The 12966-nt window shown below is 62.8% G+C and carries 8 protein-coding genes; all 8 read right to left on the reverse strand.

Features of this window, described 5'->3' with window-relative positions:
* Nucleotides 1-16: 16 nt before the first annotated feature.
* Nucleotides 17-1498 (reverse strand): NAD-dependent succinate-semialdehyde dehydrogenase, encoded by a 1482-nt coding sequence (locus tag D0550_RS04510; RefSeq protein ID WP_116807921.1) that lies wholly within the window; start codon nucleotides 1496-1498, stop codon nucleotides 17-19.
* Between the two features lie 7 nt (nucleotides 1499-1505).
* Nucleotides 1506-2795, reverse strand: coding sequence for a 4-aminobutyrate--2-oxoglutarate transaminase (gabT, locus tag D0550_RS04515; RefSeq protein ID WP_116807922.1), 1290 nt, complete (start codon nucleotides 2793-2795; stop codon nucleotides 1506-1508).
* Between the two features lie 111 nt (nucleotides 2796-2906).
* Nucleotides 2907-4067 carry a hypothetical protein gene (locus D0550_RS04520; protein WP_116807923.1) on the reverse strand — a complete coding sequence of 387 codons (1161 nt, stop codon included), beginning with the start codon at nucleotides 4065-4067 and terminating at the stop codon, nucleotides 2907-2909.
* A gap of 25 nt (nucleotides 4068-4092) precedes the next feature.
* The gene (locus D0550_RS04525) at nucleotides 4093-5493 is read right to left on the reverse strand and encodes a COG4315 family predicted lipoprotein (protein ID WP_206606089.1); all 1401 of its coding nucleotides are present in this window, start codon (nucleotides 5491-5493) and stop codon (nucleotides 4093-4095) included.
* A gap of 19 nt (nucleotides 5494-5512) precedes the next feature.
* Nucleotides 5513-6847: a DUF1552 domain-containing protein gene (locus D0550_RS04530; RefSeq protein ID WP_116807925.1), complete on the reverse strand. Its 1335-nt coding sequence runs from the start codon at nucleotides 6845-6847 to the stop codon at nucleotides 5513-5515.
* A 14-nt stretch (nucleotides 6848-6861) separates the two neighbouring features.
* Nucleotides 6862-8433 carry a DUF1592 domain-containing protein gene (locus D0550_RS04535; RefSeq protein WP_206606090.1) on the reverse strand — a complete coding sequence of 524 codons (1572 nt, stop codon included), beginning with the start codon at nucleotides 8431-8433 and terminating at the stop codon, nucleotides 6862-6864.
* A 451-nt stretch (nucleotides 8434-8884) separates the two neighbouring features.
* Entirely contained in the window at nucleotides 8885-9778 is an 894-nt protein-coding gene (locus D0550_RS04540; protein ID WP_116807926.1) for a creatininase family protein, read from the reverse strand.
* 78 nt (nucleotides 9779-9856) lie between these two features.
* Nucleotides 9857-12781, reverse strand: coding sequence for a TonB-dependent receptor plug domain-containing protein (locus tag D0550_RS04545; protein ID WP_116807927.1), 2925 nt, complete (start codon nucleotides 12779-12781; stop codon nucleotides 9857-9859).
* Nucleotides 12782-12966: the final 185 nt, after the last annotated feature.

Here is a 12966-nt window from a genome sequence, read left to right on the forward strand (position 1 = left end):
CTGCGAGCCAGGGCAGCTACTCGGGCGCAACCTCCGTGCACATGAACTTCGTATCCAGATAATCCTGGATGCCGTAGAACGAGCCCTCGCGCCCCAAGCCCGATTCCTTGACGCCGCCGAAAGGCGCGACCGCCGTCGAAATCAGACCGGTGTTGTGACCCACCATGCCGTAGTCCAGCGCCTCAGCGACTCTCCAGGAACGGCTCACGTCCCGGGTGTAGAGATAGGCTGCCAGGCCCGCACTGGTGTCATTCGCCATTTCGATGGCTTCCTGCTCGCGTTCGAAACGAACCAGCCCCGCCAGAGGCCCGAAGGTTTCTTCCGAGAAGAATTGCATGTCGCGCGTCGCGTTCTTGATGACGGTAGGCTGAAAGAAATTTGCACCGATGCGCTGTCCGCCCGCGAGCACCTCGCCGCCGAGACGGGTTGCATCGTCGACGTGACGCTGCACCTTTGCCACCGCCGCTGCGTTGATCAACGGCCCCTGATGCGTCACTCCGTCCAGGCCATCGCCGACGACGAGCGAGCCCACGCGCCGCGCCAGCCGCTGAGCGAACTCATCGATGACACCGCTTTGAACCAGAAAGCGATTGGCGCAGACACAAGTCTGACCGGTGTTGCGGAACTTCGACGCCACGGCGCCTTCGACCGCCGCATCCAGATCGGCATCGTCGAACACGATGAACGGCGCATTGCCGCCCAGCTCCAGCGAGACGCGCTTGACCGTCTCCATGCAGCGCGCAGCGAGCATCTTGCCCACGTTGGTCGAGCCAGTGAAGGTGAACTTCTTCACCCGCGGATCGGTGGTGAGCACATCGCCGATCGGCTGCGGCTCACCCGTGACGATATTGAAAACGCCACGCGGCACACCGGCCTCGTGACTCAGCTGCGCGAGCGCCAATGCGGAGAACGGCGTCAGCTCCGAAGGCTTGAGCACGACGGTGCAGCCGGCAGCAAGTGCCGGCCCGACCTTACGCGTAATCATCGCGGCCGGAAAATTCCAGGGCGTGATAGCAGCCACGACGCCGACCGGTTGTTTGAGCACGAGCAGGCGCTTGTCCGGCAAGTGTCCGGGGATGATGTCTCCGTAGATCCGTCTCGCCTCTTCCGCAAACCACTCGATGAAGGAAGCGGCATATGAAATCTCGCCGCGAGCTTCCGCCAGCGGCTTGCCCTGCTCGGCCGTCATCAATCGCGCCAGATCCTCGCGATGTTGAATGATCAGCTCGTACCAGCGCCGCAGGATGGCCGCACGCTCGCTTGCACCGCGAGCGCGCCATCCCTTGAACGCTTCATGGGCGGCAGCCACCGCCCGCTTCGTCTCGACCGCGCCCAATGCGGGCACTGAGCCGAGCGTTCGCCCGCTCGCGGGATTGACGACAGCGATGGCCTTCGAGGACGTCAGCCATTCGCCATCGATATACGCCGCCTCACGCAACAGCTCAGGACAAGCCAATGCAAGGCGATCGCGCTCCTCGCTGGAAACCTGGATGGTCATGGTCGCCTCACGCCGCCGCGATGGCTTCGGACAGGATTGACAGGCCGCGCTTCAGATCTGCGTCGTCGATGGTCAGCGGCACCAGAATGCGCAGCGTCTCGCCAAACGTTCCGCACGTAAGCACGATCAATCCGCGCTCGAGCGCGAGGCCGGCAATTCGTTTGGCGCGTGCGCCATCCGGCTCCTTGCTGTCGCGCGCCTTCAGCACATCGAAGGCCAGCATTGCACCGAGACCGCGGAGATTGGCGATGGGGGCGCCGTCGTTCGCGGCGAGCCTCGATTCCACGCTCGAGCGAATGATCTGACCGATCTTGTTGGCGCGTTCGAGCAGGCCTTCCTGTTCGATGACATCCATCACGGCCAGCGCAGCGGCGCAACCGATCGGCGAGCCGCCGTAGGTGCCGCCCAAACCGCCCGGCTCCACCGAGTCCATGATTGCCGCGCGCCCGATCACGCCGGACAGCGGGAACCCCCCCGCCAGCGATTTGGCGACGGTCACCAGATCAGGCTGCACGCCGCTGTGCTCGACCGCGAACATGCGACCGGTGCGGCCAAAGCCGGACTGGATCTCGTCGGCGATCAGCAGGATGCCATGGGTGTCGCAAAGCTCACGCAGCGCCTGCATCAGCTGCGGCGAAGCCACGTGGAATCCGCCTTCGCCCTGCACCGGCTCGATGATGATGGCCGCGACGCGCTTGGGCTCGACATCGCCGTAGAACAAAGAAGCCAATGCGCGCTTGGTATCTTCGAGGGTGATGCCGCGATGTTCGATCGGGAACGGCAGGCGGTAGATCTCGGCCGCCGAAGCGCCGGCGCCCTGCTTGTACGGAACGATCTTGCCGGTGAGCGATGCCGTCATCAGCGTGCGCCCGTGGAAGGCGCCGGTGAACGCAATCACCGCCGAACGACCGGTCGCGATGCGCGCGATCTTCACTGCGTTTTCGACCGCCTCGGCGCCGGTCGTGAAGAACACGCTCTTCGCCGGGCCCTTGAACGGAGCAATGGCATTCAAGCGTTCGGCGAGCTGGACGTACGACTCGTACGCCATCACCTGAAACGCCGTGTGCGTGAACAGGTCGAGCTGATTGTGAACAGCCGCGATGACGCGAGGATGCCGATGACCGGTCGCGAGCACGCCGATGCCGCTGGCGAAATCGATGAACTGACGGCCGTCGACGTCCGTGATCGCGGAATTTGTGGCAGTGGCCGCAAAGTTCGGCGTGGCAGTGGCGACGCCTCGGGCCACGGCGGCCTCACGTCGAGCGAGCAATGCGGAATTGGAAAGAGAGTTGGTCATGATGTGGAGCTTCCGAAAACTGCTGAAAGGGAAATTCAAGGTTTGTAGGGCGCACGGCACCGCAGGCGCGGAGTCAGCTCCGCACCGTGCACGAGCCGAGAATCGAATTGACTATTGGCGTTGTTGCCGCGACTCAGCCGTGGCGACTTGCGCGGGCTGTTGCGATTTGAGCGAGCTGATGAGCTCCGCCTTGGCGGCCTCGCCTTGCGGGTGTTGAATGAACACTTGCGTGAACTTGGCGTCCAGCGCGGTTGAGATCGCAGTGTTCTCGCCGGTCTTTGGATCCGGATGAGCATCCGCAAACCGGCGCAATGCCTTGTACAACGAGATGCCCGAGATCTGCCCGTTGCTCAAGTGATGCGTCGAGTCGTTGCGAATGAGCTGGCGATACCAGGTGTCGATGTCGGCATAGCCGGCCAGCAGCCCCTGTGCGTGGGTCGGCGAAACTTTGAGCACCAGCCGCATGTCACGGATCAACTGGAACGACGGCACACTCAGGTTCTGCCAGGGAATGATCATTTGCTGGGTGGGCTCGGTCGTCAGCACGCCGTTTTCGATCTTGCCCTTCACCTGCTGAATGAGCTTCTTGCCCCAGCGCGTATCGATGCGCTGAGTGCCGCCGGGCAGCACTTTGTTACCTGTGGCATCGGTCAGCAATCGGTCGCGACCGCGGAAGATCGTCACAGTGACGTCGTCATCCTTCACCCAGCTGTCGACACCGTTGAGCTCGATGATCGTGCGGTTGAACGTGTCCGAGGTGATCGCTTTGTTCTGGAAGATCACTTCCACGCCATCGGGCCCGCGGAAGCCGATGATGCAACCGACGGCGCGATAGACGCCGTTGTCGATGCCCGGTGTGCCATCGGGATGCGTGAAGTCGTTCGGACCGACTTTGCCATCCAGATTCAGGCCGTAGGAGTACTTGCCCTGCACGGCGTGGAACTCGGACAAGTCGGGGCCCGGGGCGGGCCACCAGGTCTGCCCTTCGAGCTTGAGCTGACTCTCGACCACGTTCACTTTGCGCCCATTCGGATACAGCTTGGCGTACTGCTCGCGCGGGCCATCGTTGAAGCCCTTCGGACATTCCTCTTTGCCGTTCGGCGTCTGATACACCGACCAGAACAAATCCGTGAGCGCATAGCCGACCGTTCCGCCCGGCGGCGGCGGCGCAGAGATCGCATCGTTCGCCGATGCGCTCGTGCCCACCAGCAAGGCGGTCGTCGCCAGTGCGGCGGACAATCCAGGACGGAAGGAGCGACTCACGTTGCACATATATCTAATCCCGAAGGAATGAACGTCAGAGAGTGCCGCCGAAATAATCGTCACGGACCCAGAAGGCTTTCAGACCGTTGCGTTGACCGCGCCACTCGCCCGTGCCTGCGCCGTTCACGTCGCCGGGCTGCACGTCGCCGATATAGGTGTAGACAGGTCGGTCGCGGTAGGCCCAAACGTCGATGGCACCGCTCTGTCCAGCTTTTGCGAGGTGTCCTGTCGACGGATCGATCGTCATCACCGACCACAAGCGACTGTCACTCTTCGCACCGGGCTCTGCCTTGACGTACGGCCAGTTGCGCAGACACTGCTCGACGTTACCTGCCCCGCACACGGCGAGCCGATAAACCTGTGTATCGCTCGGATGCTCGCAACTGAGCTGCTGCAACGAGTCGTCGCCGCAGACGTATGTATAGATCGTCATGCCTCGACTGTCGGCGAGCACCTGGCCGGCCAGCGTGTCCTGAACGGTGAAAGACGACGGGCGTGGCTGCACGGTCTGCACGTAGACATTGCGCCAGCCGCGCTCATCGCTGCCCTGGAGACTCCACAGCTGCGTCTCCCCTTCGAGGGTATATAGCGGCTGGTTTCTGAAAGCCCACTGCCGAACGCCGGGCGACGGCGTCACCATCGTCCATTCATCGTGCGGCTTTGCCGTTGCGGGCGCCAACACTGGCTTCCAACGCTGCAGACACGCAGCATCGCAGGTATTCCCGTTCTCAGGCGTGTAGACCGAGTAGTTGCGATCGGTGGACAGCAGCCGGCCGTTGACCGTAGTCGTGACTGCGAAGCCCGGAGGAGCAAGCGGTGGCGGCGACACCGGCACCCGGATCACGGGCCCATCACCTCGACTACGACGCGACGTGCCTCCCAATACATCTCCCGGCTGCTTATCCAGCACGGAGGTGTAGAGCGGCTCTTCGTCGTAGGCCCACTGTTTCTTCCCGTCCTTGCGCTCGATGATGGTCCACTTGCCCACTTTCTCGGCGCCTTCGGCTGCGAGCACCGGCGGCCACAGATCCGTGCAACTCGGACGCTTGTCCAGGTCCGGCAACAACACGCCGGCCGGATACGGGCTCATCAGGCCCGCGGTCTCTTTGAGCACCTCGTCGTAACAACGGGGCGTGCCTTTCTGTTCGCCCGCGAAGCCGTTACGCAACAGACGTGCCGGCCAGGCATATAACGTACGTCCCTTCTCATCCGCGAACACCGGCCCTTCCGCCTCGGAGATTTCGACGCGGAATCCTGGCGGCATGGGCACTTCCAGATAGTCGCGCGACGCGCTGGTCGCCGCCGATCCGGGCGCTGCAGCTTTTGCCGGAGCGCTGGCTGCCGTCTGCGACAGCAACACCGCGGCAATTGCCGCGAGCGGCAAGCCGACACTGGGCGCCGAACCTTTTCTTTCCAACCCCTGCACTTTGCTCACGTTCTTGGTTACCAGCGGCTCAAACCAGGATCTCGCCAATCTCTTTGGAGGTGTTGTTGCTCTGGTTACCCCAGGACGCAGCATCGACGCCCATCAACTTCATGGCGGTATAGCCCGCGCGAGTACCCGGCGTACCGCGACCGTCGATGTGCAGACCGGTCTTCACGCGACCGCCAGCGCGGCCCGCGGTGAACATCGGAATGCCTTCGATCGCATGCGTCTTGGCAAACGATTGATCGGTGAGCGCGAACACGAACACGTTGTCGAGCAGCGAGCCGCCGCCTTCCTTGACGTTGGCGAGCGCTTGAACGAAATACGCCCATTCCTCCATCGCGCGCCGCGTGTACCACGAAACGTTCGGCTGACAGTGCACATGCTCGTCGACCGCCTCTTCGTGCGTGGCGGTGTGATGCGGCTTGTCGTAACCGGGCTTGGTGGTGCCCGAGAACGCGGCCGCATAGAACATGTTGAAGACGCGCGTCTGATCGCAGGCCACCGCCATCAGCATCAGCTCGGTCATGATCCGATGACGCTTGGAGACCAGATCCGCATCGAGGCCAGCCGGCAGATCCTCGGGCTTGCCCGGGACCAGACAGGCTTCCAGAGGGTCGGGCTTGCGCAGCTGCAGATCGAAGCGTCGCTCCAGATCGCGCAGGCCGGTGAAATACTGATCGAGGCGCGCGCGGTCTTCGGCGCCCAGCGACTTGGTGAGCGACTTGCTCTCTTCCATCACCCCCGACAGCACGCTCTTGCGCGCCATGATGCGCGGGTCGGGCTTGAACTCCGAGGCGTTGGGATTCTGGAAGTCTTCACCGAACAGGCGCTGATAGAAGCGGATCGGCGACCACTCCGGCGTGTTGACCGAGTTGCCGTTCTCGTAGCTGAAGCTGTCACGCACGTCGCCGGTGGCGTTGGCGCTCAGATTCTTGAAGCGGGTTTCGTTACCGATCTTCTTGGCAATGGTGACGTCGATGGTTTCGCCAGGACGATTCTGCGCGGTCAGCGGCGCAATGCCACTGCGCAGGATCACCCAGCCGGTGTGATGACACAGGTTCGGCGCGGCGTCCTTGAAGACGTGATAGTTGGTCAGCAGGTTGACGTGCTGCTGAACCGGCTTGATCGGCGCGATTTCCGGCGGCAGATCGAAGTTTGCGCCGGTTTTCTTCGGCACGAAGATCGCCTCGCTCATGCCCAGCCCCCAGGACCAGGTGCCGAAACGCTGCGGGATCGGCCGGCCGTCAGCCAGCGCCGAGCCGTTGTCGTTGAGGAAGCAATTGAGCATGGGTAGCGCCACGCTCACGGCGGCGCCGTTCAACATGCCTCGCAGGACGCGGCGTCTGCTGAAATCGGTCATGGTCCGTTCTCCGTTCAACGAGTATGCGGGTCAGCGTGCTCGACCGCAGCGGGGGCTGAGCTCGCCAATGTAGTGTCGGGTTTCGGGGCCTTCGGCTCGCGCACCTGCGAGAACGCAGCGCTGAGCGCGATCTCGCGCAGCAGGTCGGGCAGCTTGTACCCGTCCTTGATGAACTGGTCTTTCAGATACGCGAGGATCTGCCGGTCGCGGCTCATCGATACGGGCCCGCCCACACCAAAGCTGTACATGCGGTTGACGATGCAAGAAGGCAACATCGGGTGGTCGCGCAGCGCCTCGTTGAGACCGTCGACATTCGTGAATTCGGTGCCATCCAGATCGCCGCTGGTGTCCAGCGCAGCGCCGTCCTCGGTCTCGCGGAACCGACCCGCGCCATCGAAGTTCTCCAGCGCCAGACCCATCGGATCTGTAATGAGATGACAGCCGGCGCAGGAAGGATTGGAAGCATGCACGGCGAGCCGCTCGCGGGCGGTCTTCAGGCTCGCGTCCGGATCCTCGAGCAAGGAGAAATCCACATTCGGGGGCGGCGGCGGCACCTTCTGGCACAACACCAGCTCACGCAGGGCCTTGCCACGAAGCGTCGGCGAACTGCGCGCCGGATGGGCGTGCGAAGCAAGGAAGCTCACCTGCGTGAGCAGCCCGGCTCGCGAGCTGCCCTCTGGAAATTCATACGGCACCCAGCCATCTGACGCCGGCACTTCGTAGATCGCGGCGAGATTCATCGACATGAAGGTCTTACGCGAGGTGTAGAGATCGCGATAGTCCTCGTTGCGCGTGATGAGGTGATCGACGATGGTTCGCAATGTCTGCTCGCGCGCATCGGCCAGCGTGCTGCCCGTGACGGCGGGATACGCCATCGCATCCTTGGCCAGGCTGTTGAACTTCTCGAACTCGAACAGATCCTCGAAGAAGGCGCGCACACCGTGTTCGAGCCGAGCGCTCTTCAACATCTCATCGACGATCCGCTCGCGACCTTTTTTGGTTTGCAGCTCGCCGCTTTCCGCGGCCCGCAGCAACTCGTCATCGGGCGCCGAATTCCACAGGAAGAAGCTCAAGCGGGAAGCCAGCGAATAGGCGTCCAGACGCTGGCGTCCTTTGTGGTCCGGATCGGGCTCGGCGACATCGACGACGAACAGCATCTCGGGGCTGATGAGCATGCCCTCGAGCGCGGTGCCGAGCCCCGCATAGAAGTCCTTCAGGTCATCGGCAGTGTGGCCGGCGATGTCCACCAACTCCTTGACTCGCGCTTCGGGCAAGGGCTTGCGGTACAAGAGTCGGCCGGTGCTGCTGATGAACTCAGTGGCACACTCCGCATCCGCGGCCTTCAGCGACTGGGGCTTGCAGGGCACGAGGAACTCGCGGTGGGATTCATCCACCACTTTGCTGGCGATCGCGGTTGCCGCCTGATGCAGTTGTCCCAACTGGTCTGAAGTGAGACCGATAGAAGCCGCGCCTGCTGCGAGGAGACCGTCGGTTCGCGGCAGCGGGGGCAGCGGTGCGGGGACCGCGGCGCTGATGTCCGCGCCAAAAATATCAGCGATGGTCTGCGAGTATTGCGAGGCGGACATCAGGCGAGCGCGCGCCGGCGAGTCGCTCTCCTGCGGGCCACGGCCAGACCCACCCGAGCACGCGGCCAGGGAGCCTGCGAGTAGAACCGCACCGGCTGCCGCACCTGCGAACCGCCACCTTCGACCCAACATCGGCACGTTACTCACACCAATCTCCGTCAAACCGCGGACGGCCACTATTCGAAACCTCAAACCCGCCGAGAAATTCACGCCAAACTGGATAACCGGGCGAATCGGCGGCGATTCAAATCGAATATTGCAGTCATACTAGGTTTAAAAAGACAAATTGCAATAGTCAAGCGCACAACCACCGGCATATATTCCGAAACGCGCCATCTGGACCGCATTTCTGAGAATCAACGCTCAACTGGCCTCGCATTATGCGCGCAAGGCCAGGGAAATCTTGCCATTTGGTGGGGCCTGCGGGCGAGGCTTAAGCGCCCCGACCGGGTTACGGCCTGGCGGCCAGGGCTTTGGCGATCGCCGCCGCTGTTTCCGAGGCCCGTTGCTCCAGCAACTCCCGCCCCCAGGCCAGCGCCTGCTGCCGGTCGGCAATGGAAACACCGTCGATCGTCGTCTTGCCCGCCTTTACACGCTGCTCCCAACGAACGGTGGCCGGATCGGTCTGCATCATCAGCAGGGTACTGGCGGGATCGTCGTGGATGCCATCGCGCACGCCGGGCTTCGTCAGGCCCTTCTTCAGTAACAGGTTATCGGCACTCTCCCAACTCGCGTAGTACTCGGGGATGTAGTACGCGCGGGCGGACGACCATTGTTCGTTCAACTGCTGGGCGACCCGGCGCTGGCCGTCCTGGTTGCTGCCGCCGTTGTCGCTGATGAAGACGATGTGCTCGAAGCCGTGCGCCTGCATGCTTTGCGCGACATCGGTGATGATGGCTTCGTAAGTCTGCTGCCGGACGCTGATGGTGCCGACCGTGTCCATGTGGCCGGTCTTCTTCTCGATGTCGCCCTCCGGCACGAACCCGATGATGGGCGCGCACAGCGCGTTGCCGAGCTTGCGAGCGACGGCCTCGCAGGTGGAACGTAACACGACGTTATGCTTGCCCAAGGACAGCCAGGGTCCGTTCGGCTCGACGCCGCCGGTCGGGATGATGATGGTGCGTGAACCGCGAGCCATCGCGTCCCGCACATCCATCCAGGTCATTTCTTCGAGCCAGACGATATCGGCTTTCGGCAGTGGATTCGGTGTGTCGGCGCAGTTGTAGACGCTCTTGGCGCAGTTGCCGCCACCCATCGAGCGGGGCGCCTCGGGCGCAGCCGCGTTCGTGGCCGCCGAGAGCAGCATCGCCGCACACAGCAAGCCTGCTTTTTCAGCAAGATTCATTTTGTTTGTCCCCCCAGTCCGTGAAAACGCGCGCAGCGTGGAGCGCACGAAGTCGCTCCACGCTGCACGCCCAAACTGCTACATCTTCACCCGGAAGCCCGCGCGGAACACGCGGCCGAGAGAGTCGTAGACGTTCGCATTGGTGGATACCGTATCGAAGGGCACGCCACCCGGGCCGCCCACCGCGATCACCGGATCCTTGTTCGCGATGTTCTTGACGTTGAAGAACAACTCGACCTGCGTATCCTGACTCGCACCGAGCAGCATCTTGTACGTCATCGCCCAGTCGAGGTAGATCGCGCCGGCCAGATCGTTCTCGTTGATGGTCGGACGGGCAATCGTCGATTCCGGACAGTTGGACGTACATTCGATCAACGTGTTGCTGTACACGCCCGCGCTCACGCCACGGACCGTCAGCGCGCTGTTGAACGACACGTTGTCGTAGCCCAGGACCGCGGTCCAGCGCCAATCCGGCGAGCCGGTGTTGCCGTAGTTCTCACCCGCAGTGTCGGTCGGCACGGTGAACGTGTCGTTCCGATAGTTCTTCATGAAATGCGTCGCGATCAGGCGGAACGACACGCGGCCGTCGTCGAACCCGAGGGTCGTCAGCGGCAGGCTGTAACCAGCCTCGATATCCAGGCCCTTCACCAGCTGTTGCGCCAGGTTGATCGGCGTGATGCGAATCGTGTTGCGGGGACCGGAGTTGTCCAGGCGCAGCGGCTGGCCATCGTTGATCAGCTGGCAGAACTGCTGGTTGCCCTGGAAGCACAGGTCCACCACCGCCTGGCGGCCGACGGTGTTGATCGCGTCCTTGAGGTCGATCTCCCAGTAGTCGACCGAGGCGCTCAGGCCGGGCGCGAAGCTCGGCTGGAACACGACGCCGAAGCCGGTCGAATCGGCTTTTTCCGGCTTCAGGTTCGGATTGCCGGTGGTGACGTCCTCGGTCAGGTAGTTCAAGCCGTCGACCGGATTGTTCACCTGGTTGTTCTGCAGCGCGCCGGCGTTGAACAGATCGTTGATGTTGGGGGCGCGAATGTCACGCGAGCGCGTGAAGCGGAAGCGCACATCGTCGTTGACCGAATAGGTCAGACCCGCTTTCCACGTGGTCACGAAGCCGGAAGTGCTGTAATCGGTGAGGCGCACCGCGGCGTTGAGATCCAGCGCACGCACGAACGGCAAATCGGCGGCCAGCGGCACGGCGGTTTCGAAGAACCCTTCCGTCACGTTGAACTTGCCGAAGGTCGGACGATAGTTGCCGGCGAAGAACTCGGCAGCCAGATCCTGGGGCGTCGACCAGCCGCTGGCGGACTCGCGACGATGCTCCAGACCGGTCGCGATCGAGATCGGACCTGCCCAGCTGGAGAACGGCGTGGCGCTGATCGACGCGGCCACCACGTCCTGCTTGAACGTCTGATTGCGATGCGAGATCTGGCCGGCGACGTAGTCGATGGCCGCCGCCGAGTTCACGCCGATACCGAACGGGTTGTAAGGCACGCAGCCGTTGTTCGGGGTGGTGAGCGTCGAACGGCACACGATGGCGCCGGTATTCGGGTCGAGCACCGAATCGAGCGCTTCGCGGTAACGCACGAGGTTGAGGCTGTTGACCGCCGATTCGGAAGCGCGCGATTCGCCGCGCTGGTAGTAAGCGTCCCAATTCCAATCGACATCGCCGACGGTGAAGCCGCCGTTCAAGCCGATGACGTTACGAAGCACTTCGCGGCCCGTGTCGATCACGACGCCGCCAACGTCCGCCAGCGAGCTGCCCATGTTGAGGTTGCCCGTGAGGCCCAGCGCCTGCACGCGAGCGGCGACCGAGGCCGGCATGAAGGGATTGTTGACGCTCACCATCATGCCGCCGAAGTACTGGTCGTTCGGATAGGCATGGGAGATGTTGTCGTTGCTGTACCAGTTCGACTGGATGTAGGCCTCGACGTTGTCGCTGACCTGGTAGCTCAGTCGCGCGAACAGGTTCTGAGCGGAGAGCTTCGGCTCGATCGACTGGCCGATCTCGTGCAGCGAGGTGGAGCGCCAGGCGCCGCCCTGCATCGCGCTGCCGGAGATCAGGTCGCCATACTGGAATTGATAGGGCGCTCCGCCCTGGCCGAACGCCGTGCCCCGCAACGGGCCCTGCGTGATGATGCCGCCGGGAGTCATGTTCTGTGGGGCGATCTGTGGCAACAGCAGGCGGCGCGGCTGGCCGTTGGTCGCCGTGTAGTTCGGGTTGTTGATGATCTGCCAACCCTTCGTGTTCCAGGGGCGATCGCCATCGAGGATGCCTTCCTGCTGCTGCTGCTGACCGCTCAACAGCAGGTGGCCGCGACCGTCCGCGAACGGCGTGCCCATGCTCATTGCCACTCGGTAGCTGGCGTTGTCGCCATAGCTGGTGATACCGCCGGAGACTTCGCTCTTGAAACCGGTAAACTTCTTGTCGAGGATGAAGTTCACCACGCCGCTGACCGCGTCCGAGCCGTACGCCGCCGAAGCGCCGCCCGTCACTACTTCCACGCGCTCAATGAGTTGCGCCGGAATCGTGTTGATGTCGACCAGACCGGTGACCGTCGAGGGCACCGAGCGCTGACCGTCGATCAAAACCAGCGTGCGATTTGTCCCGAGATTTCGTAAGTTCACGGCGCTGGTGCCGGCGGTGCCAGCGCTGACGTTCTGCGTGCTGCTCTGGGGAGTGTAGTTGCCGGAGAACGCGGGCAGCGTCGTGAGATAGTCGATCAGATTGGGCGTGGCTTGTTGCGCAACCTGCTCGGAGCCCACCACCGTGAGCGGTGTCGGGGCCTCGTAGCCATCACGTACCAATCGGCTGCCTGTGACCACCACCGTGTCGAGCTGAGACGAACCCGCAGCTGCTGTTTCTGCTGCCGGTGTCGAAGCGTCCTGAGCCAGTGCCGGGCCGGCGACCAGAGCCGAAGCCAGCACAGATGCGACCGCGAAAGCCAGGCCGCATTGAGCCGGCGAGTCGCTACCTACTCGATAAAAAGCGCGCGAGAGCATGCCCCACCCCTCTATTTTTTGGGAAATCAAAAATGCAAATATTGGCGGTGCCAACCGTCAATTTGTCTTGAAAAATAGGATTTATTTTTCAGATATGCATGTATACTATTCCTATCGTAACAAATTGCAAGCGGCACAATGCCTTGCACCAAGCCGCGGCACGACGGGTTTTCGATGCCCCGCCG

This window comes from Steroidobacter cummioxidans (assembly GCF_003104955.1).

Coding starts and splice junctions, on each gene's coding strand:
- D0550_RS04535 (WP_206606090.1), bottom strand. CDS start 8,433: ATGTCCGCCTCGCAATACTCGCAGACCATCGCTGATATTTTTGGCGCG.
- D0550_RS04510 (WP_116807921.1), bottom strand. CDS start 1,498: ATGACCATCCAGGTTTCCAGCGAGGAGCGCGATCGCCTTGCATTGGCT.
- D0550_RS04530 (WP_116807925.1), bottom strand. CDS start 6,847: ATGACCGATTTCAGCAGACGCCGCGTCCTGCGAGGCATGTTGAACGGC.
- D0550_RS04520 (WP_116807923.1), bottom strand. CDS start 4,067: ATGTGCAACGTGAGTCGCTCCTTCCGTCCTGGATTGTCCGCCGCACTG.
- D0550_RS04545 (WP_116807927.1), bottom strand. CDS start 12,781: ATGCTCTCGCGCGCTTTTTATCGAGTAGGTAGCGACTCGCCGGCTCAA.
- D0550_RS04540 (WP_116807926.1), bottom strand. CDS start 9,778: ATGAATCTTGCTGAAAAAGCAGGCTTGCTGTGTGCGGCGATGCTGCTC.
- gabT (WP_116807922.1), bottom strand. CDS start 2,795: ATGACCAACTCTCTTTCCAATTCCGCATTGCTCGCTCGACGTGAGGCC.